Origin of the sequence: Bacillus sp. S10(2024) (genome assembly GCF_050473865.1) — a bacterium.
GTDB lineage: Bacteria > Bacillota > Bacilli > Bacillales > Bacillaceae_G > Bacillus_A.
Map to the genome: position 1 here is coordinate 2,346,092 of NZ_JBFLUR010000002.1, position 21,361 is coordinate 2,367,452.

Here is a 21,361-nt window from a genome sequence, read left to right on the forward strand (position 1 = left end):
TGTTTTTCTATTATTTTTTAAAATATGTCCAACCTTCTTCTTGATAAACCTTTTCTTCTTTCATCAATTTACCAAGAGCACGTTTGAAAGCTGCTTTACTCATCTGAAAACGCTCCCCGATATCTTCTGGGTGGCTCTTATCCCAAAATGGCATTGCACCGCCGCGGCTTTCCATATACTCATAAATAACCGCTGCATCATCTTCCATTCCTTCTTCTTTACGAGGAAGAAGAGAAATGTTAATCGTTCCATCTTCTTTCACATCGATAATACGTCCTGTTACACGTTCTCCAATACGCACTTGCTCTTTACGCTCAGAACAGTGCAAGAATGCACGGAAATGTTCATCCGTTAAAACAAACGACCCTACTTGCAACGAACGATACACACGACCATTTACATTTTTATTACGCATAGACGGCGTCGCCTCTACTACAATTTCTTGCATGTCCGCATCTCTTGCCGGAAGAGCAATTAAACGGCCGCGATTTGTTAATTTTAATGTACAATATAACTCATCGTCCTCTTGCGGCCATACTGGTGTATAAATCGGAAACTCATCAGCTGGAATTAATATATCTTTCGAAACACCGATATCAACAAACACCCCTAAACGAGGCTTCACTTCCACAACTTTTACCCAATTCCAGTTTTCCGTTGTAATAAGCGGTGTTTTCATCGTTGCCGCTAAACGTTCTTGATGATCATGATATAAAAACACATCAATCGTATCGCCTTCTTCAATTTCTCCAGCTACCTCATTTTTATGTAAAAACACTTCATCTTCTTCGTAACCGACCATATATCCAATTTCTGTTTCGCGTAAAACCGTTACTTCTTCAATCGCTCCTGGTTGTAACTTCATATATTTACTTCCCTTCTATATAATTTATCTTATTCTAACGGGTGATATCTTCATTGTTTCCTACTGTAAAAATATCCGCACCGATAACAGCTTTATTTTATTTTTTTATCATTCCAAACAAAGCTTCATTATACACGTTTTTTCCTTTATTTGTCCAACTCGCTAAAATTCTCTATAATAAAGTAAGACTTTAATCATTGAGGCGGTCTTCTTCAATGATTATTAGTCGAACCAACCGGGCCTTTATGGGCTGTTTATCCCACCTATCCTACGAATGCATTTCCCGCTATACTTTAAGTGGGATATTACAGCCCGTTAAGGCGGGGTAGAGGTGGAATTTAATTTGGAGGTGCTTATTATGGCAAAAGATAGTTCTTTTGATATTGTTTCAAAGGTAGAGTTTCCAGAAGTAACAAACGCTATTAACATCGCATTAAAGGAAATTCAAAATCGTTATGACTTTAAAGGAAGCAAAAGTGATATTAAATTAGAAAAAGAGGAAATCCTTTTAACTTCTGACGATGAGTATAAACTTGACCAAGTAAAAGACGTTTTGATTTCAAAATTAATTAAGCGTGAAGTTCCGATTAAAAACTTAGATTACGGAAAAGTCGAAAGCGCTTCTGGCGGTACAGTACGCCAACGTGCAAAATTACAACAAGGCATCGATAAAGAAAATGCTAAAAAAATTAATAACATTATTAAAGAATTAAAATTAAAAGTAAAAACACAAGTACAAGATGATCAAGTTCGTGTAACAGGAAAAAGCCGAGATGACCTACAAGCAGTTATTTCAGCTGTACGCGGAGCTGATTTATCAATTGACGTACAATTTATCAACTACCGATAGTCATACATAAAAAAGAGCTGACCAAAATCCACTTTTTGGTCAGCTCCTTTTATATTTCAATACGATTCCGTTCCTTTTCGTTTCTTTACCAATACAAGAAAGATGATAAATAACACATTCACACCTACTAAAGCGGCAATAAACGACCAGTTCCACCCTGATTTTCCTGCAAGCGCATATATATTTGCAGTTTCTCTTTTCAGCACAATGTAATATTTTCCGTTCTCTTCTCGCACTCTATCATCTTCTAACAATCCGCGCAGCTCATGATTTTTCCCAAATTCATTTGCAGCAAGTTCCACTTTTTTTGTTTCTGTGGTGTTATTAATCGCGATAAATGTTGTTTCATCTTTATATTTGCGCCTTATTATACTCATACCATTTTTATCATATAATAGTTCAAATGTTCCATACCGAAGAGACGGTAATGTTTTGCGCAGTTCTCCTAATTTCCCTATATACTGCAAAAACTTCTCATCTGATTTAAAATCCATTAAACGATGATTATCAGGCGCTTCTCCTCCATCTAATGCAATTTCCGTACCGTAGTATACAAACGGAATGCCGGGTGATGTATATAAATAGGCAAGCGCTAATTTCAAGCGGGCCGGTGGAAAATATTTATTTTCTTTTGCTTTTCTAACAAAACGCTCCGTTTGGCTATTATCCACAAACGTTCCTTCCAAACTAGCGCCGCTACTTTTCGTCACATCATGCAATGACTTTACAGAAACGTTCGGCTTTGCAAACACATCTATCATACGCTGCTGATAAGCTTGACTCAATACTCCTTTTACTCCTTCTATTTGCGTATCCGCTATTACAAAAAAGTTTTGTTTTACACTCTGCATAGATGCACTCACTTCATTCAAAACTGACTGCGGAATATTTTCATTATGTATCAAATGATAACCGTCTATATCCGTCTCCTTAATCCAGTGTTTCGCATATTCAATCGTCCCCGTTTTATCTTCATTATTCACTACAAATTCAAGCATCACTTTCATATCTCGCTCATGTGCTTCTTGGACGAGTTGCTGCATGTCCTTCATCGTACCAAAATGTTCATTCATTTTCGTTATATCAGTTGGCTGATACCCATCATAACTACTACTTGCAGCGGGCGGCGACAGCAATATAGCAGTAAATCCCATTTCTTTTATATAATCCAGTCGTTTTATAATCCCCTGGATATCTCCTCCTTGATATGCTTCTAAATTACCCGTATCAATCCCTTTATCATTTCTAGAATCACCATTATTAAAACGATCAATCATAATAGAATACACAATTTCATCTTCCCACGGCCTCATTTCTTTCGCCGACACATGAATAGGTAATTGAAATACAAACAATAGACATATAAAACATAGAATATATTTCCCTAACTCCCTCTTCACATTGCTTCCCCCAAATTTTCTAATTATAAGAAAAGTATAACAATTTATACTCCTCCCGTATACTAACGCATTTAAATAACATAGAAATACAACATGTTACATTTCCTTACATAACGAATTAAATTTTCAGAAAAACCTGTTGATTTATTTTTATTTATTGAATATGATACTAAATATACTCATTAGATGTTAACTTATATTACATCACAGGAGGGAAAACGATGCATATGGAGGATACAGTATTTCTTTTTTTAGCCACCGTCATGGTGATGATTATGACACCTGGGCTTGCTTTATTTTACGGAGGAATGGTCCGCAGTAAAAATGTACTAAGTACAACGATGCACAGTTATAGTGCCATGGCAATCGTGTCTATTCAATGGATTTTCATCGGTTATTCTTTAGCATTTGGACCTGATTGGAATGGACTTATTGGTAATTTTGATTGGTTTGGTCTACAACATGTTACGTTCACACCAAATGAAGCCTACAGCGCAACAATTCCACACAATTTATTTATGATGTTTCAACTTATGTTTGCAATTTTAACTCCCGCTTTAATTTCCGGCGCATGCGCAGAACGTATGCGATTTTCCGCTTTTCTTATCTTCATCTTACTTTGGACGACACTTGTATATGACCCCGTTGCTCATTGGGTTTGGGGCATTGGTGGATGGCTTCGCGAACTTGGCGCACTCGATTTTGCAGGAGGAAATGTTGTTCATATTACATCAGGCGTGGCTGGTCTCGTATTAGCTATTTTCCTCGGAAAACGAAAAGATGCTCACGACTCTTCGCCGCATCATTTACCATTTACAATTCTAGGAGCGGGGTTATTATGGTTTGGCTGGTTCGGCTTTAACGTCGGTAGCACATTAACATTAAATGATGTTGCCCTCACCGCTTTTATTAATACAAATACTGCTGCAGCTGCTTCCGCGCTCACATGGATGCTGACAGAATGGTTCTTCCAAACAAAACCAACTGTACTAGGCGCCGCTTGCGGAGCTGTTTCTGGTCTCGTCGCGATTACACCATCTTGCGGATTCGTCACACCACCCTCCGCTCTTCTCATCGGCGCAATCGGCGGTGCCCTTTGCTTTTTGGCAGTTTATTTCTTAAAACATAAGCTCGGTTACGACGACGCGCTCGATGCCTTTGGCTGTCACGGTATCGGGGGAACTTGGGGCGGCATTGCAACAGGACTTTTCGCTACAACATCCGTTAACAGCGCAGGCGCAGACGGACTATTTTACGGAAATGCTGCACTTCTTTGGAAACAACTCCTCGCAATTGGAGCGACCTATACATTCACAGCTATAGTGACGTATGTAATCATTAAAGGAATTAGTTTATTTCTCCCCGTTCGTGCACATGAACACGAAGAGACAATGGGACTCGATCTTTCCCTTCACGGTGAAAGGGCATATGAACAAATTAACACTCCATTTATTGGTAACATTTCAGATGGAGATTTAAACCATTCTCATAAATAGCTCGCCTTTAAACAAAATTACAGAAAGAGGATTTCATATTGAAATCCTCTTTCTAAATCCAGATTATCTAAAATAGATTCATAAAACTACTTAATAGGTAAGCTACCTAATTTGATTAAAGGTACGCTCTTTCCCTATATATAGGGCATAACATATAAAAAGAATCCAACTACTATAAAGGAGCTCTATGAATCATTATGATAAATCCGGTTTTTAACACCACAAGACAAGCAGGTGTAGGTGCCGCCGTCACATATGGTGCTGCACAACAGACACTTCATGCAATTCACCAAATGATGGAAACAACTCCTCTTTTTGCACATGTCGTATATCATCATGTTATGCCCCATCATGTTGCATATCATTATGTCATATATCCAACTGATCTCTCAACAATTCCGTTTGGTTCAACATACTATTTCTGAGAAAAGTCTACTACTCCCTTAGAGATAGTACGTTTTTAGGATTCACGTCTTCATATAAAGTGAAACTTCCTTTAGTGGGCGCCTTTTCCACTGAAGGTTAGTTGAACCAATCGGGCTTTTACGGGCCGCCTAATTTCTTTGCTTCCACTAAATTTTGAGACGGAAGTATTACTGCCCGCAAATAGCGGGATAAATTAGGGGGGCAACTATTACACTTGTCCTTATATTATTTTTAATTTGCGGTCTGTGCATCCAATAGGTTCGGAAATCTATTCGTTCTAATCGTGTGTAGAAGGAATAAAGGATATTTCAATCTGTAACGTATCACCTTAACAACAACGGAAGAGGAAAAAAATTTCAAATACCATTATTAGAAACAAGGTCATAGCTTACAGGCTATGACCTTCAGTTTTAGTCCTTAATATTTATATTATACTCCTTAAACCAAACATGAATTTGCCCTAAATGCGCCAACAATTGAGGGCCCGTCATGAGCTGCCCAAACCACGGCGTTTGAAATGCACTACCGCCTGATTCAATTAATCCACGCAATTGGTCGTTATCAAATAATTCATGGAGAATCGACTGTTTATCCGTTAATAGCTCTTGCAGCCATGAAGTGACAACCTTCGTGTAGTATGGATTATGAGTTTTCGGATATGGACTTTTCTTTCTATACAAAACATCATTTGGCAAGACACCTTCTAACGCCTTGCGTAATAGACCTTTTTCGCGGTTTTTATACATTTTCATTTCCCAAGGAATATTCCATGCATATTCGACAAGTCGATGATCTGCAAACGGCACACGCACTTCTAAGCTAGCCCCCATACTCATCCGATCTTTTCGGTCAAGGAGCGTTGTCATAAACCAGACCATATTTAAATAAAATAGTTGTCTTCTTTTTGTATCCAGTATGCTTTCTCCTTCTAACAACGGGGTTTCACGCACCGATTCTTCATAGCGATACTGAACATACTCTTGTAAATTTAGTTTTTTACGCCATTCTTTTTTTAACAATTGTTCACGCGCTTCTGTAGATCGCATCCACGGAAACGCACTAGATTGTAAATCATCCTCACGGTAAAACCATGGATAACCACCAAAAATTTCATCAGCGCATTCACCTGATAGGCTTACGACAAAATCTTGTTTAATTTCTCGGCAAAACCAAAGTAAAGAAGAATCGATATCCGCCATCCCTGGCAAGTCACGAACAATGACAGCTTCCGTTAAATGTTTTGCTAAACTCTCGTTAGAAATTACACAGCGATGATGAATCGTATCAAATGTATTTGTCATTAACGTAATAAACGGAGCATCTGAATTTGGCTGAAATGCATTTGATTTGAAATATTTTTCGTTATCTTCATAATCAATCGAATACGTATGAAGATTCCCTTTCTCTTCTCGCTCATATGCCATCGCCGCAAATGCGGTAATTGCGCTGGAATCGACGCCACCCGATAAAAATGTACAAAGCGGAACATCCGATACTAACTGCCTTGTAATGGCATCTTGCAATAGAAAACGAACGTGTTCTACTGTTTCTTCAAAATTATGTGTGTGCTCTTCGCTCACAACATTCCAATAACGCCAAATTTTTAAGCCATCTTTCGAAAACGTAAGTGCATGACCTGGACGCAGCTCATCAATTCCAGCAAATATACCATGCCCAGGAGTTCGAGACGGACCTAATCCAAATACTTCTGCTAATCCTTCTGTAGTAATCTCCGCCTTCACATGAGGATGAGCTAAAATCGCTTTTAATTCTGAAGCAAACAATAATCGCCCAGCATCATGTTTATAAAATAGCGGCTTGACTCCTAATCGATCACGCGCAATAAAAACTTTGTCTTCCTGTTCATCCCATACAGCAAATGCATAAATACCATTTAAATGCTCTAAGCATTGTTCTTTCCATTCCGCATAAGAAGCCAGCAATACTTCTGTATCAGAATGCCCCTTAAACGTATAACCTCTTTTCAGCAATTCTTTCCGAATATCTTCTGTATTATATAGTTCGCCGTTATAACAAATGGCGTAACGTTCTTCTTTCTTTTCCCGCACCATCGGTTGTCTACCACCTTCAGGGTCGACAACTATTAACCGTTTATGCCCAAAAGCAACATGATTCCGAAGCCAAACGTTCGTGTCATCCGGACCTCTTTTTGCGAGCGTTTCGGCCATCTTCGTTACGGCTTCTTTTTCTTGTAATAACACTTTTGTATAATCAACCCACCCTGTAATGCCACACATTGCAATCACCCTTTCTCATCTCATATCCGCAGTCTGTTTTTATTCTATGCCCAATTTTAATTCTATGTTCCTTTGTTATGAAAACTCCCTCCACTTATCTCCTCAGATCTTGGTATCATCTTTACCAGATGCTTAACACAAGTGGAGTTGACACTGCTGCCTGATGACACAACCCCTCTATCCCATCGACAAACGCCTTTGGAACTGCTTTTTTTAATTATAAATTACCGATTTTTGGATAAACAAAGACTGAACTGTCTATAACAAGAACAGAAACTTCTATTAGAAAAGGAGCGAACACGAATGAAACAACGTAAACATATTTTGTATAGTCAACCGCGTGCCCATACAATTGGAAATGTTGAATATATAAACGAAGAATGGGTATTTTTTGACGAAGAAAGTGATGAAGCTTTTTTACTAGATGATATGATTGAAGATGGATTTGAGATTTTATATAACAACAATTGGTTACCCGCTCGCTTTTATGAACATAATATTTTGAAAGTAGCAAATGAACATCATCCGCTGCAAAATGGTGAAACCATTCGCATTCGAAAAAAACTGCTGACAAGCTATCATGAGTGGATCGAAGAGCTTTCAGATTCATCCTTTTCACTTGTCACGGAAGCTTTGCAATCACTAAGCTACTCTCTATACGATTGCATCTATGCTCACAATTTTTTATCATTCCAGCCAAAAGACCATTCATGCGAAGGCGTTAATATTCTCTTATTTGATAACGAAGAAATGATTTGCGCCCTCCATCACCATTATGTCCGCTATTCTACAAACGATAAGGATCTATTTAAAATCACAAAAGCAGATGGAGATGAATTACACGTTGGAAATTAACAATAAAAGCACGTTAATCTCACTTATAGAGCGAGATAACGTGCTTCTTTTTTAAGCAAATGGTAAAAACCCTAGCGGTAATCGTAAACCAAGATACAATACAACTACAAATGCAATAACAAATTGAGTCCAGAACGCCCCTGTTGCTTTCTGCTTACTCGCTTTCACAAGAACCATTTCCATTGAAGCAATTACCCAGATGCCAACAAGCATTTTAATTCCATATAACATAGGCATCCAGTGAACATTTTTGTAAATTAATAACCCTGATGCAATAATTAAAATGTACAGCAAGCGAACTACCATGTGCATGCCTTTTGCCTGTTTTCCACTCGTATACATCGAATATGCCACAAAAAACAAAATAATCCCAAGAGCCCATGCCGTAATGTGCATATGTACCATATAAATCCCTTCCTCCTCTTTTCCCAAACTTTTTCACTATACATGATACCACGTTCATTTCTTTACAGGAAATATTTCGCTTTTTTTTCGCTTAAATGATATAATATTTAGAGTATTTACAAACTTCTTGTAAAAACAAAAGGGGGAACTAGCATGATTCAAACAAAGGACATTATCGAATTAACAGAAACTTACGGAGCAAATAACTATCATCCACTTCCAATCGTAATTGCAAAAGCTGAAGGTGTTTGGGTAGAAGATCCAGAAGGCAACCGTTATATGGACATGCTCAGTGCATATTCTGCTGTAAACCAAGGTCATCGCCATCCAAAAATTATCCAAGCGCTTATCGACCAAGCTGGGCGTGTAACATTAACATCACGTGCATTCCACAGTGATCAATTAGGCCCTTGGTATGAAAAAGTTGCGAAATTAACTAATAAAGAAATGATTTTACCAATGAATACAGGTGCGGAAGCTGTTGAAACCGCTATCAAAACAGCGAGACGCTGGGCATATGATGTGAAAAAAGTAGAAGATAATAAAGCTGAAATTATTGTCTGTGTAGATAACTTCCATGGCCGTACAATGGGTGCTGTATCCATGTCATCTAATGAGGAATATAAACGCGGATTTGGACCGATGCTTCCAGGTATTGTTGTTATTCCTTACGGCGACATCGATGCATTAAAAGGAGCAATTACACCAAATACAGCTGCATTTATTTTAGAGCCAATCCAAGGTGAAGCAGGTATTAACATTCCACCAGCAGGTTTCTTACAAGAAGCATACAATGTATGTAAAGAAGAAAATGTATTATTTATTGCAGATGAAATCCAAACAGGCTTAGGCCGTACTGGAAAATTATTTGCATGTGATTGGGACAATGTTATTCCTGACATGTACATCCTTGGAAAAGCACTAGGCGGCGGTGTATTCCCAATTTCTTGCGTTGCTGCAAATCGTGACATTTTAGAAGTATTTGAGCCAGGCTCTCACGGTTCTACATTCGGTGGTAATCCACTAGCTTGTGCAGTTTCTCTTGCTTCTCTAGATGTATTATTAGAAGAAAAATTAACAGAACGCTCTTTACAATTAGGAGAAAAATTAGTAAATCAATTACGTGAAATTGACAATCCAATGATTACAGACGTGCGCGGAAGAGGATTATTTATCGGTATCGAATTAAATGAATCTGCACGCCCTTACTGTGAACAATTAAAAGCAGTTGGTTTACTATGTAAAGAAACACATGACAATGTAATCCGCATTGCTCCGCCTCTTGTTATTTCTGAAGAAGATTTACAATGGGCATTCGAAAAAATTAAAGAAGTATTATCTTAATACTAAAGAAGGTTGCCCGTTAAACGGCAACCTTCTTTTTGCTATGCAATGCTCCTAACTATATACAATAGACCAGCCAGAATAGAAAACATGAGTAAAATACTGATAATACACGATATCCACACGTGCTTCCATTTCCACCAACCAACTACATTTCCCTTCCAAAACAAAAACAATGAAAATGGAATGATTAAAAAGAAAGCTGTACCAAGTCCAGGCACATACCCTCTCTTCAAGATTGCCCCGACAAGATGAACAATCCCATTCGTAAAAATCATAGTTTGTGTAAACAACACCATGTATAATGTAAGCTTCTTCAAAAACAAATCGTGTATCATCACTACCCCGCACACAAAAACAGTTAATAGAAGTATTGCTATGAAAAAATGCTTGGATTGCAACATATTCTCTTCCATTTGAACCGGGCGGAAATACTTCATTTCCGGAAAAAAATAATACTCCTCTGCATTGTGCAAAGCAAAAATAATGGGGATAATCCAGAAATAAGGAGAACGCGCCTTTTTATTTGACAGCATTACGAAGCGTTCCAACATCTTCTACAGTGACAATAACCTCATCACCAGCATGTAAAAATCGAGGTGGGTGAAATCCCTTTCCAACTCCGGCCGGTGTCCCAGTTGCAATAATATCTCCTGGTTCTAACGTCATCCCTTTACTTATAATTGAGATAATTTCTTCAATAGAAAATATCATGTTTGCCGTTGAAGAAGATTGACGTACTTCCCCGTTCACTTTCGTTTCAATATGAAGTGCGTTTGGATTTTCAATCATTGATCGATGTACGATTGATGGCCCCATTGGACAAAATGTATCGAAACTTTTTCCAAGGAAAAATTGCTTATGCTTCTTTTGAATATCCCTGGCTGTCACATCATTTATAATCGTATAACCAAACACATACTGAAGGGCTTCTTCTTTTTGAATTTCCTTTCCACGTTTACCGATTACAATTGCAAGCTCTCCTTCATAATCAAGCTCACTTGTCGCATGCGGGTGACTATAAATTTGATCCCCATCGCCAATTACAGTTGTTGGAGCCTTTGTAAAAATAATAATATTTTCTGGAATGGTTCCCTCTTTGTCCATTTCGATTACATGCTCACGATAGTTTTTTCCAACACAAAGAATATTTTTTCTCGGTCTTGGAATAGGAGCCAATAACTTAATTTCCGATAATGAATAGTAAGCATCCTTACCATATTCTTTCGCCCATTCGACAATCTCATTTACTTTTGTAATAAAAGATTCTCCTTGTTCAATACACTCTAACATCGTAATAGGAATCGTCACTTTTTCTCCTTTTTTCCTCTGCGCTTCTCTTACATGCAACACCGTTTGTGATGTTTCTTCTACAACACCAACAAACACTTTTTCATCTGTTTTTGCTGTCACAAACCGCACATTTCCACATCCCATCTTCAAATTCATACTGTAATTGTATTCGTACCTATTAACAAAAATCCTCCTAAAAATATTTTTCATTTACAATATTCTATCTATTACTTGTGCAATCGAAATTTTTTTTTGCCAAAATATGTAGAATTCTTTCTTCTTTTAGCGAATGCGTTTCTTTTTTATGGAAAGTTTGTATAATATGTACTACAGACACATCTAAAATCTATAAGGAGACGGAGCCGATTCTATGTTTGAGCAAGCAATTGAAAAAAAACGCGAAAAAATGAAATACTTGGCCAAACGATACGGAATGACATCTCAAAAAACGGTTAGTTGTAGTCAAGAGCTGGACAGGCTCTTAAATGTTATATTACTCATACAAATAGATGATACGCCAACTCACCATATAGACGTGCACTCTCGCTAAGTGCGCGTCTTTTATTGTAAAAATAATAGACACATATTCGCACAAACGCCCATACAATAATAAAGAAAAACTCTCATCACAGACATTCGAATTAAAAAGGACAAATACAAAAAATTTTCATATAAAGGGTGTTTTCTATGCCTGCAATGGTTGGACACGTTAATATTGTCAACGTTGGATCAAGCGGTGTATTTCACATTGGAGATGTATTTGCCATTCGCCCCATTAGTTATTCCCGTGCATTTGCAGGAGCGGGTTCTTTTAATGTAGGAGAACAGATATCCATATACAATTACGAAAACATAACAAATGTAAATGATAATGATGTAATCGATCAGCCAATCACTGCTACTTATTAAAGGAGGGACATAAAAATTGAAACTATTTGTTCAACAAAGTATTATCATTAACAAAATAAGAATAGAGAATCTTACAACTTCAGCTGTCTTTCAAATTGGAAGTGCAGGAAGTATTAAAACATTGTCAAAGTTCTCTAATACCGGTGGATTTACACAACCAGCCCCGCCGTTAACAGATCCAGGACAAATTATTTCTATTTCCCCTTCTCCTCCTAGTTCTTCTTAATGGATTACTATCATAGACTTATACCAATATACCCTCCAGATTGAAAAGGAGGCTTCTAGCAGTGAGTCAAGATTTATATACTTATTTACAACAATTACAACAAGTAATTCAACAACAACAAGAAAGAATAAATCTTTTAGAAACAAAACTAACGCAGCTAACAGAGGAAATAGCAGAACTAAAACAGCGCCCATCCTCTTCAATTGGAAAAGTCGAATATAAATTTGATCAACTAAAAGTCGAAAATTTAAGTGGTACATTAAATATTGGTTTAAATCCCTTTACGGGCAAAGGCGAAATGATCGAGGACTTTAATGTGGATACTGAAACATTAAAAGTAAACCCTGAAACCCAAGTAAATCCCGATTTTTATCAAGACATCATTCAAGAAATGCACCGCTATCTAGACGAAGAAGCATATAGCAGGATTCTTCATTTTGAGCAAGAAGAACGAACACCGCTTGACGATATGTACCGTCAAATGATGATTGATGATATTAAACAACAAATGGAACATCGTCTCCCTTACTATTTATCTCAGGTACAGCCGCATCCCGAAATTACATCTAATCCGCAGTATATGAAAGATGTCATTATTCAAGCAATGAAACAAGATATCGATAAAGCATTTCGTTCCTTTATTCAGCATATACCACGCAACTTCCGAAAGGAGTAACTGCATATGAATTTCACTGTGATTAATCATGAAATCAAGGTCGGAAACATCAGATCCCTTGGGGTATCTTCGTCTGCTTTATTCTTGATTGGCGATGCAAACCTTATTATTTCATCTTCTATTTTAGATACACCGTTTGAATCAGTTACAGGCGGACCATTTGTACCACTCGTAACCGCTGTACCTACCACTCCTAGGTAAGGAGGGCTCGGTTTGTTTCGACATATTTCTGTTGTTCATCAGCCCACTGTCATCACGCTAGGACTCGGTTCCGTTTTTCAAATTGGTGATACGAACCATATGGAATTAAAATACAGATCCATTATCGTTCAACGCGAAATTCCTTACTTTTTTTCTCAAGAAGGAAACTTTGAAGCATATAATATATTTGTCGACGACGAAATCACAATTCCAACTCGCATAAACGAAGTAAACATGACTGTCGTGAATCAAAATCCCTTTATCGAGGTAGATTGCATTACGATTCAAAGTATGCTAAGTGCGTCTTGTCTTCACATTGGATCTATTGATTACGTATTTGCAAACTCACGTATTTTACAAATTCGCCAATTTGTTACAAAAGAACCTTTTCGCCAATAACGCATATAGTACCATAAAAGGATATTGAAGTAGGTGAAAATATGCCGTCTCTTGTCGGAAACTTAGTCGTTCAAAATAGTAACGGTTCTTTTAATTTAGGGGACTTCTATAATGTATCTCCGAAAGAAAATACGAAAGCTTATAACGGATCTGGTTCATCAAATGTTGCATTTGTTCTGAATACATTTAACGGTGTAAGTGGTACAAATACATTTGATTCTGATGTAGCTGATCAAGATCAAATCGGAACAGTATAGCGCGGAGGGAATAAAAAAACGGAGGGAATCCCTCCGTTTTCTCATTTTTCATCAATCTACTTGTAATACGTGATTGCCATCAAAGAAATATAAATATGTTCCTTTTACGGATTGATGTAAACTTTTTTCTAGCGCTTTCCGATAAAGGGCTAGCTGTATTTTGTACCGTTCTTCTAATATCGGTCTCGCTTGTTCAAACCCACCTGGGAATCGTCCTTCAATTGTATCTGTTTTAAAATCAATTAAAACGATGCCATCCTCTTCTTCAATCATACAATCAATAACCCCTTGAACAAGAATAGATTCGTCTTGTTCAGCTGTCCAATCTTGATATGCTTCTTTTGCTGATAACATCATCGTAAACGGTACTTCTCGCTCTACATGTTTGGCAGCTAACAGTCGTTTTCCGAGTGCTGTTTCAAAAAATACAACGATTTTTTCTGGTGCTATTTCTTCTGCTTGTTCAAATGTTAACAGCTCTTTATTTACCATTTCCGCAATTTGTTCTTGAATTACTTCAATTGTTATTGCTTTCGCTAAGTTTACATGCTGCATAACTGTATGAACAGCCGTCCCGCGTTCTGCATACGTAAGTCCTTTTTTCTCCATAAATCGCGGACGTGTTTCAATTGGTGCACGAACTCGTTTGATAAACGCTGTATCACTACCTTCTTGCGCTTGGTAGTTTCGTTTAATTTCCGTAACAGATTGTTTGGCACGGTGCGTTGCCGCATCTTCGAATCCATACTGCCATGTTAACCTTTTATACACTTCATCTTTTTGTTCACTGCAGAGAGAAACTGACTTTTGCTCCCTGAGCGCTTCTAATAACTCTTGCTTTTCTTCTTTCATTGGCTCTGGTGCCTGCAACTCTGCCACGTCAACCGCTTCTACTTTCCAGTTTGCATCATAGTCATATATGTCAGCCGGAATATTTCCTTGTCCCATCTCAAAAAGCATGTCACTATCTTTATGTCTGCATAATGATGGCACAATCCAATCTAAATAACAAGTTGCCCCGGCACGTACATAATCTGGCAATAACCATGAGGTATGCTCGCGGGCATCTAGCCATTTCTGGATTTCTTTTTCTTTATCTTTTACAGTTCCAATTAAAATGAGCTTTTCTTTCGCACGTGTTAAAGCAACATATAAGACGCGCATTTCTTCCGCAATTAGCTCCATTTTCATTTTACGCTTAATTGCAAGCTGTGATAATGTCGTATATTTAATGCGCTTTTTCGGATCAATAAACTGCGAACCAAATCCAAAATCTTTATGCAATAAGAAACGTTTCATTAGATCTTGTGTGTTAAAACGTCTGCCAAGCCCTGCGACAAACACAACCGGAAACTCTAGTCCCTTACTTTTATGAATGGTCATAATACGTACAACATCTTCTTGTTCGCCAAGCGCACGAGCTGTTCCCATATCATCACCGCGTTCTAATATCCGCTCAATAAAACGCAAGAAGCGGAATAAACCACGAAATGAAGTCGCTTCATATTGACGGGCGCGATCATATAAGACGCGAAGGTTTGCCTGGCGCTGCTTACCAGCAGGAAGACCACCCACAAAGTCATAATAACCCGTTTCACGATACACTTTCCAAATTAAATCAGATAGCGACTGCTGACGCGCAAATTCACGCCACTCTTGTAAATGCTCGAAAAACCATGATAGTTTCTCATGCAATTCTTTCTCTTCCTGAAGCGGTGCACCTTGCAAGAAAGAGCGTAGCACTTCATAAAAGGAGCCCTTTTTTCCGTGAGCACGCAGTATCGCAAGCTCTTCGTCTGTTAATCCAACAATTGGTGAACGAAGCACAGCTGCTAACGGAATATCTTGTGCTGGATTATCAATAACGCGAAATAGGTTCATCATTACATTCACTTCTGTCGCTTCAAAATAACCAGTCGCAAGCTCTGCATAAACAGGAATACCTTGTTGCTTTAACTCCTCCATAATTTGCGGCGCCCATGGCATAGAGCGCAATAAAATAACAAAATCACGATACGTAACGGGACGCATACCGTTTGTTTTTCGGTCATATACTTCATAACCAGAATCGACCATTGCTTTTATTCTTTGCGCGATGAGGCGTGCTTCTAATTGCGCCTTTTCTAATTCCACGCCTTCCTCCTCATCTACTGTCGCGTCATCAGATTGATGGATAAATAACAATTCTGCTGATGAATCTGTCCCTTCTGGATAACTCGCTCCAAGCTTCAACTCAGCGTCTTCATCATAATCAATTTCTCCGACAGCTTCGCCCATAATTTGTTTAAAAATAAAGTTTGTCCCTGCTAGTACTTCATGACGACTACGGAAGTTTTTCGCCAAATCAATTTTCATGCCGCCATCGATACCTTCAGATGTAAAACGTTTATATTTCCCTAAAAATAGTCCCGGCTCTGCTAACCGGAAGCGATATATGCTTTGTTTCACATCACCGACCATAAATAAATTGCCGTTTTGCTCCGAATCTTTTGTGACAAGCTTAATAATCGATTCTTGTACAAAGTTCGTGTCTTGATATTCATCAACAAGCACTTCTGTAAACTTTTGACGATATTGCCACGCAACAGGTGACGGATGCAGTTCTCCCTCATCCGTATGCTCGCTTAAAATTTGTAAGCAAAAATGCTCTAAATCTGTAAAATCAACCATTCCTTTATCACGCTTTATCGCTTGGAACTGTTCTGTAAATACTTTTACAAGATCAACAAGCTTTTGCAATACTGGGTGCATATCTTGAAAATCGCGTAAAAAACTTTCTGGGCTGCGGCTAAATAATTCTTCATGCAGTTTCTTTACTTCATCTTTCGCTTTATTCCGCAGACCATCAACTTGCTTCACAATCTCTTCATTATATTCACTCTTTTTAATACGCTTTAACGTTTGCCAAGAAGCAGTTTGCATTACTTCATATGTGCTTGTCCAAGATTGACCGGCTGCTTCGGACAAGTTTTGTATTAACAAAAGATCCGCCTGCAGCGTTTCAACACGCGGTGCTGGTCCATCTGGTAACATCGCAAGTTCGATTGCTTTTTCGACATATTGTTTTGCCGTTTGCAATTGCACCTTTACATCCTCTAATAAATACGAAGCATACAGTAAACCTTCAATTGTTTTTCCTTCTACGTCATATGCTTCAACTAATTTATCAAGCCAACCGTTTGGATCTGGATGCGCTCTTGATTCAGTATGGAGCGCCAAAATCATCCGCTGCAGATCATCATCAGTGCGGTCGCTCGTATAACGATCGACAAGTTCAAAAAACAATTCATTATTTTCCATGCCATACTCTGCTTCTAATATGTCATCCAGCACTTCTTCTTTTAACAATTCATTCTCCGTCTCATTCGCAATGCGAAAACGCGGATCCACATCGAGCATATAATAATACGTTCGAATCACTTGTAAACAGAAAGAATGGATTGTCGAAATCGATGCTCGGTTCAGAAGACTAAGTTGCTTTCGAATGTGCGGCGAAGCTGGATCATCGATTAATACTTTTTCTAACGCGGACCCAATTCGATTTTTCATCTCTTGCGCCGCTGCATTTGTAAATGTCACAACAAGCAAGCGATCGACATCAACTGGATTGTCCTCTCGAATCATTTTACGAATAATACGTTCAACAAGTACCGCTGTTTTCCCCGACCCAGCCGCAGCTGCAACTAAAATATCACGGCTATCGGTGGCGATTGCTTTCCACTGATCATCGGTCCACTGACTTCCTTCTGGTTTCGCTGGCCAAGTTTGTATCGTCATGACTGGGTCCCCTCTCTCATTTTCTCTAACGCTTCACTATCTTTCATATCTTGCAGTGCCCTGTATTTGTTATCTTCTAACGACTCATCAAATTGACAAACAGAACGGAAATTACAAAACGTACATGCTGTTTTGTTGCCCATTTTATACGGGGCAATATCGATGACACCTTCTGTTATATCTGTGCCAATGTTTTCAAATGTACGATGTACGTATTCCCGCAATACATGAAACTCTTGCTCACTCGCAATATCAGAACGCGCACTAAAGCTGCCATCTTTTTTTAGACCCGCTGAAATAATATTCGAGCTTCCTGTCGTTAACTTGTTATCCATTAAGCGAACGACATCAGCATCTCCAAGAACAAGTCCTTTCATTTTAAATTTCTTTAAAATTTCTTGTTCAATTTCAGCCTCTGATACGTCACCCTTCATTTCAACAATTGGATTATGAATATGGAAGTAAAGTACTCCAGCGGGACTTATATTTCCGCCGCGCTCCATCCATTTGCTTGCGTTTGTTGTGACGACATCTAAATACGTCAACATCTGCAGTGCTAAACCGTAATATACTTCCGTTAAATCTAATTTTTTCGCGCTCGATTTATAATCGATAATACGTAAAAACGTGCCCGTTTCATCTTCCGCTTTATCAACGCGGTCAATTCGTCCAACCACTTCCATTTCCACACCATTTGGTAATTCAAATTTCATAGCTGGCAATGAGTTTGTTCCGCCCATACCAAATCCGACTTCTAAATCAACAGGCACAAATCCGCTCGACTTTGCATGCTCTCTTAACACAAGGGAAGTACGGAAAATAATTTGCTGCAATTTATGTTTTAAATAATGATGCCTGTTGGAACTTAATAAAATTTGGCGCTGCAAAAGCGGTGCTAACTCTTCAATCACAGTAACTGAAAGATATTCACACTCTTTTATTGTTAAATCTGCCCAAGTACGCTTTTCTTTCAATAATTTATCAGCAATTTTTTTCAAAGCGGCATGGAACAGTTCCCCAATATCTGGTGCATCTAATTTAAAAACATCACGTTCTTTTAAAGATAAGCCATGCTGCGCAAAATGGGCATACGCACAGCGATTAAAGAGCTCCATACGCGATACGCTGCCTTTAATTTTGTCGCCGTATAACTCCTCGCTTACAGCAGGGCTTAACTTCTGCGCCCGGTTTCGGTAAAACAAACTGGATAACACACGAATGCTCTTCTGCTTCCACTCCGGCGTTGTAACATAAAAATTGTATACATCCCACCAAAAAGAAAGATTCCCCTCAAAACCGTATCGTTTCCAGTTTTGTAGTTGCTGCGTTAAATACGAAAGTGTCACTTCTGGCGTTGCCACATATGAAATTTGCTCACTATGAGACAAATCATTTACATCATTCGTTAAAAAGATTTCGGCAGCAGACGGAAAGATTCTTTTCACTTTCTTTATAAAGCTAGATGCTAATAGCGTCTTTCCCTCCTCATCTGCAAGTGGACAAGAAATATATAATTTCTCCGCTGCCCTCGTCACCGCTTGATAAATGACAAATTGTTCATCGAGTAATTTTTGCCGCGCTGTTGGTGCCAGTTCGATCCCTGCTGAAACAAGCACTTCTCGTTCTTCGTCAGATAATACACCATCATCTGATGGTGCCGCTGGAATAATCCCTTCATTTGCTCCAATTACAAATGCCGCTCGAATATCCGAAAGACGCGAACGGTCAATATTTGCAATTAACACTTGATCTAAAGACGGCGGAATATTCGCGAACTGGAGTGACTCGAGTCCCGTTGTCATCACATTTACAAACATAGATAGAGACATTTTCTCTTCTCCAAGCATTTCAACGCACGTATCTAGTAGCGTGATGACTTGTTCCCATACTTGACCATGATCATTTGCGAATAAGAAATTCCCTTCTTCTTCCGCTTGCAGGCGTAAGTCTTCTAATTTTTTCGGAACGTCTAGCTCTTCTAAAAATAAGTAAACTGCTTCACACATACTCATTGTCGTCCCTGTTCGTTTTAATCGCTTTTGCAAACGAATAATCGGTGTGCGAACAATCTCACGAAGACGATTAATCTTTTCTTCCATTTCTCGTTCGCTATCTGTTTGACCGCCATGTATACCATCTAATGAACGATAGCGACGATATGTCCACGGCTCTTCCGAAGTCCATCGTTTCCCTTGCACGCCATACGCTAAACAATAATTTTCAAATTCGTCCATTTCATCACGTATTCTCGCTTTATTTCCATCTAATGGGTACAACAGTTCGGTTTTTATGCAACGAAATACCGCGTCATAACGCCAATTTCCACTAATGACTTCCAACGCAGAGCGAATAAACTCAATTAATGGATGATGAAGCATAGGGCGTTTTTCATCAATAAAGAACGGGATATTATAATCAACAAATAATGTCTTCATCATATCGTAATAGCTTCCACCATTACGAAGAAGCACCGCGATATCACGGTAACGATACCCTTCTTCCGCTACTAATCTGCGAATTTCACGCGCAACGCCTTCCACTTCTGCCCGTAAATTAGCCGCTGCATATAGTGTAATGTGCGATTCACCTTGAAACTCTGCATATGGAAGAGTTTCATAATGCGCCTCTAAATGCGCAAGTGCCGGTGACATAAAACGAGGTTGTTCTCGCATGACAATCGTATTTTCAATAACAATTCTCTCTTCACTTGCTACCTGTTTGACTTTTTCATACGTGATCAGCGTTTGATAAAATAAATCCAGTTCGCTCACCGGCTGTGATAACGTCTGTTCATCAATCGTGAGTGTAATAGTCATTTTTGCTCCGCATCGTAATAGTTGCCTTACAATCTCTAACTCTTGCGGTGAAAATGTATGAAATCCATCAATATAAATCATGCTACCCTTCACATACTCTGAATAGGGAAGCTTTTCAAATAAAAGCTTCATATAATCTTCAGAATCCAAGTATTTTCCAATTAACGCTCGTTCAAAATCATCATATAGAAGCTGCAAATCATACATTTTGTTTGCTAACAGTTTCTGTTCATTTCCATTGCTATGAGCCTCTAATTCCTGCCACATCGCATACACATTTGACGGCGTTAAATTGTGTCGTTTAAATTCCGTAATCATACTGCCTAGTTGTTCAAAAAATCCATTTTGCTCTGCTGCTTTCTGAAAAACATATAATTCTTCTTTACGTGCCTCGACAATTTTACGAAGCAACATATGCACACCAGATTCATCAATATGAAGGCGGCTTGCTCCGCCTACTTCTTGAAGCACCTTCCACGCTAACCGCGAAAAACTAAACACTTGTGCACGAATAGAGCCGCTTACATCTCCATTAATTAATGCTTGCTGCGTTTGGAATGTCATTTGCTCTGGCACAAGATATAAAATCGTTTCACCTTTTGGACGATGTTGCAGCTCTTGCTGTACTTCTCGCAAACACATCGTACTTTTTCCACTTCCAGCTCGTCCTATTATAAATCGAAGTGACATGTAAACCCGCCTTTCTATAAGTGAATTTCGATCAATCAAGATCTATCCCGCTATTTGCAGGCAGTAAGACCCCCACCTCAAGATTGAGAAAGAATCGAAGAAGATAGGTGGGGGATAACTGCCCGTAAAAGCCCTATTGGTGAGGGCTGATAATCAGAGGGGGATGAAGAAAATCCCCTCTGATTAATGTTTCACTTTATCCGAAAAAGAAGGTAATT

The 21,361-nt window shown here is 38.6% G+C and carries 20 protein-coding genes; 12 read left to right on the plus strand and 8 right to left on the minus strand.

Translation table 11 applies throughout. The features are described 5' to 3' along the window. Positions 1–10: 10 nt before the first annotated feature. Entirely contained in the window at positions 11–865 is an 855-nt protein-coding gene (locus AB1280_RS12040; protein WP_272187304.1) for a CvfB family protein, read from the minus strand. Positions 866–1,223: 358 nt separating this feature from the next. Here AB1280_RS12040 and AB1280_RS12045 point away from each other — a divergent pair, with 358 nt between their 5' ends. Beyond that, positions 1,224–1,715, plus strand: a complete 492-nt coding sequence (locus AB1280_RS12045; protein ID WP_272187303.1) for a YajQ family cyclic di-GMP-binding protein — start codon at positions 1,224–1,226, stop codon at positions 1,713–1,715. Between the two features lie 56 nt (positions 1,716–1,771). On the opposite strand, the gene AB1280_RS12050 is transcribed toward AB1280_RS12045, so the two are convergent. Then, positions 1,772–3,115, minus strand: coding sequence for an alpha-amylase family glycosyl hydrolase (locus tag AB1280_RS12050; protein ID WP_429755933.1), 1,344 nt, complete (start codon positions 3,113–3,115; stop codon positions 1,772–1,774). A 221-nt stretch (positions 3,116–3,336) separates the two neighbouring features. Here AB1280_RS12050 and AB1280_RS12055 point away from each other — a divergent pair, with 221 nt between their 5' ends. Both AB1280_RS12055 and AB1280_RS12060 read left to right on the plus strand, forming a co-directional pair. After that, positions 3,337–4,611, plus strand: coding sequence for an ammonium transporter (locus AB1280_RS12055; protein WP_429755934.1), 1,275 nt, complete (start codon positions 3,337–3,339; stop codon positions 4,609–4,611). Between the two features lie 197 nt (positions 4,612–4,808). Next, positions 4,809–5,036 (plus strand): hypothetical protein, encoded by a 228-nt coding sequence (locus AB1280_RS12060; RefSeq protein WP_429755935.1) that lies wholly within the window; start codon positions 4,809–4,811, stop codon positions 5,034–5,036. A gap of 411 nt (positions 5,037–5,447) precedes the next feature. Here the strand turns inward: AB1280_RS12060 and asnB are convergent, their stop codons facing one another. Beyond that, complete coding sequence (gene asnB, locus AB1280_RS12065; protein ID WP_429757334.1) at positions 5,448–7,295, minus strand: asparagine synthase (glutamine-hydrolyzing); 1,848 nt, start codon at positions 7,293–7,295, stop codon at positions 5,448–5,450. A 303-nt stretch (positions 7,296–7,598) separates the two neighbouring features. Here asnB and AB1280_RS12070 point away from each other — a divergent pair, with 303 nt between their 5' ends. Then, complete coding sequence (locus AB1280_RS12070; protein ID WP_272187243.1) at positions 7,599–8,150, plus strand: DUF2777 domain-containing protein; 552 nt, start codon at positions 7,599–7,601, stop codon at positions 8,148–8,150. A gap of 51 nt (positions 8,151–8,201) precedes the next feature. On the opposite strand, the gene AB1280_RS12075 is transcribed toward AB1280_RS12070, so the two are convergent. After that, positions 8,202–8,555, minus strand: coding sequence for a YisL family protein (locus AB1280_RS12075; RefSeq protein WP_429755936.1), 354 nt, complete (start codon positions 8,553–8,555; stop codon positions 8,202–8,204). A gap of 153 nt (positions 8,556–8,708) precedes the next feature. Between AB1280_RS12075 and AB1280_RS12080 the strand changes: the two genes are divergently transcribed. Further along, positions 8,709–9,899, plus strand: a complete 1,191-nt coding sequence (locus tag AB1280_RS12080; protein WP_272187241.1) for an ornithine--oxo-acid transaminase — start codon at positions 8,709–8,711, stop codon at positions 9,897–9,899. A gap of 41 nt (positions 9,900–9,940) precedes the next feature. On the opposite strand, the gene AB1280_RS12085 is transcribed toward AB1280_RS12080, so the two are convergent. Both AB1280_RS12085 and AB1280_RS12090 read right to left on the minus strand, forming a co-directional pair. Continuing rightward, positions 9,941–10,435, minus strand: a complete 495-nt coding sequence (locus AB1280_RS12085; RefSeq protein ID WP_429755937.1) for an HXXEE domain-containing protein — start codon at positions 10,433–10,435, stop codon at positions 9,941–9,943. Next, a complete protein-coding gene (locus AB1280_RS12090; protein ID WP_272187466.1) occupies positions 10,422–11,336 on the minus strand; it encodes a fumarylacetoacetate hydrolase family protein in 915 nt (304 codons plus the stop codon). Before AB1280_RS12090 ends, AB1280_RS12085 begins: the two co-directional genes overlap by 14 nt. Before the next feature lie 226 nt (positions 11,337–11,562). Between AB1280_RS12090 and AB1280_RS12095 the strand changes: the two genes are divergently transcribed. From AB1280_RS12095 to AB1280_RS12125, 7 genes are all read left to right on the plus strand, one after another. After that, the gene (locus tag AB1280_RS12095; RefSeq protein WP_272187239.1) at positions 11,563–11,742 is read left to right on the plus strand and encodes an aspartyl-phosphate phosphatase Spo0E family protein; all 180 of its coding nucleotides are present in this window, start codon (positions 11,563–11,565) and stop codon (positions 11,740–11,742) included. Positions 11,743–11,879: 137 nt separating this feature from the next. Next, positions 11,880–12,101, plus strand: coding sequence for a spore germination protein (locus AB1280_RS12100; protein WP_272187238.1), 222 nt, complete (start codon positions 11,880–11,882; stop codon positions 12,099–12,101). Positions 12,102–12,117: 16 nt separating this feature from the next. Then, a complete protein-coding gene (locus AB1280_RS12105) occupies positions 12,118–12,327 on the plus strand; it encodes a spore germination protein GerPB (protein WP_272187237.1) in 210 nt (69 codons plus the stop codon). Between the two features lie 61 nt (positions 12,328–12,388). After that, positions 12,389–13,003, plus strand: a complete 615-nt coding sequence (gene gerPC / locus AB1280_RS12110; protein ID WP_272187236.1) for a spore germination protein GerPC — start codon at positions 12,389–12,391, stop codon at positions 13,001–13,003. 6 nt (positions 13,004–13,009) lie between these two features. After that, the gene (locus AB1280_RS12115) at positions 13,010–13,204 is read left to right on the plus strand and encodes a spore gernimation protein GerPD (protein ID WP_429755938.1); all 195 of its coding nucleotides are present in this window, start codon (positions 13,010–13,012) and stop codon (positions 13,202–13,204) included. Between the two features lie 12 nt (positions 13,205–13,216). Further along, positions 13,217–13,603 carry a spore germination protein GerPE gene (locus AB1280_RS12120; RefSeq protein ID WP_429755939.1) on the plus strand — a complete coding sequence of 129 codons (387 nt, stop codon included), beginning with the start codon at positions 13,217–13,219 and terminating at the stop codon, positions 13,601–13,603. A 41-nt stretch (positions 13,604–13,644) separates the two neighbouring features. Then, entirely contained in the window at positions 13,645–13,860 is a 216-nt protein-coding gene (locus tag AB1280_RS12125) for a spore germination protein (RefSeq protein ID WP_272187232.1), read from the plus strand. 51 nt (positions 13,861–13,911) lie between these two features. Here the strand turns inward: AB1280_RS12125 and addA are convergent, their stop codons facing one another. After that, a complete protein-coding gene (gene addA / locus AB1280_RS12130; protein WP_429755940.1) occupies positions 13,912–17,637 on the minus strand; it encodes a helicase-exonuclease AddAB subunit AddA in 3,726 nt (1,241 codons plus the stop codon). Then, the gene (gene addB, locus AB1280_RS12135) at positions 17,634–21,143 is read right to left on the minus strand and encodes a helicase-exonuclease AddAB subunit AddB (RefSeq protein ID WP_429755941.1); all 3,510 of its coding nucleotides are present in this window, start codon (positions 21,141–21,143) and stop codon (positions 17,634–17,636) included. The genes addA and addB overlap by 4 nt, the downstream gene beginning before the upstream one ends. Positions 21,144–21,361: the final 218 nt, after the last annotated feature.

Bases quoted from the DNA above. Each gene is read 5' to 3' on its own strand.
- AB1280_RS12125 (WP_272187232.1), top strand. From the start codon at position 13,645: ATGCCGTCTCTTGTCGGAAACTTAGTCGTTCAAAATAGTAACGGTTCT.
- asnB (WP_429757334.1), bottom strand. From the start codon at position 7,295: ATGTGTGGCATTACAGGGTGGGTTGATTATACAAAAGTGTTATTACAA.
- AB1280_RS12100 (WP_272187238.1), top strand. From the start codon at position 11,880: ATGCCTGCAATGGTTGGACACGTTAATATTGTCAACGTTGGATCAAGC.
- AB1280_RS12060 (WP_429755935.1), top strand. From the start codon at position 4,809: ATGATAAATCCGGTTTTTAACACCACAAGACAAGCAGGTGTAGGTGCC.
- AB1280_RS12115 (WP_429755938.1), top strand. From the start codon at position 13,010: ATGAATTTCACTGTGATTAATCATGAAATCAAGGTCGGAAACATCAGA.
- AB1280_RS12040 (WP_272187304.1), bottom strand. From the start codon at position 865: ATGAAGTTACAACCAGGAGCGATTGAAGAAGTAACGGTTTTACGCGAA.
- AB1280_RS12090 (WP_272187466.1), bottom strand. From the start codon at position 11,336: ATGGGATGTGGAAATGTGCGGTTTGTGACAGCAAAAACAGATGAAAAA.
- AB1280_RS12045 (WP_272187303.1), top strand. From the start codon at position 1,224: ATGGCAAAAGATAGTTCTTTTGATATTGTTTCAAAGGTAGAGTTTCCA.
- AB1280_RS12070 (WP_272187243.1), top strand. From the start codon at position 7,599: ATGAAACAACGTAAACATATTTTGTATAGTCAACCGCGTGCCCATACA.
- AB1280_RS12095 (WP_272187239.1), top strand. From the start codon at position 11,563: ATGTTTGAGCAAGCAATTGAAAAAAAACGCGAAAAAATGAAATACTTG.
- AB1280_RS12075 (WP_429755936.1), bottom strand. From the start codon at position 8,555: ATGGTACATATGCACATTACGGCATGGGCTCTTGGGATTATTTTGTTT.
- addB (WP_429755941.1), bottom strand. From the start codon at position 21,143: ATGTCACTTCGATTTATAATAGGACGAGCTGGAAGTGGAAAAAGTACG.
- AB1280_RS12085 (WP_429755937.1), bottom strand. From the start codon at position 10,435: ATGCTGTCAAATAAAAAGGCGCGTTCTCCTTATTTCTGGATTATCCCC.
- AB1280_RS12055 (WP_429755934.1), top strand. From the start codon at position 3,337: ATGCATATGGAGGATACAGTATTTCTTTTTTTAGCCACCGTCATGGTG.
- addA (WP_429755940.1), bottom strand. From the start codon at position 17,637: ATGACGATACAAACTTGGCCAGCGAAACCAGAAGGAAGTCAGTGGACC.
- AB1280_RS12080 (WP_272187241.1), top strand. From the start codon at position 8,709: ATGATTCAAACAAAGGACATTATCGAATTAACAGAAACTTACGGAGCA.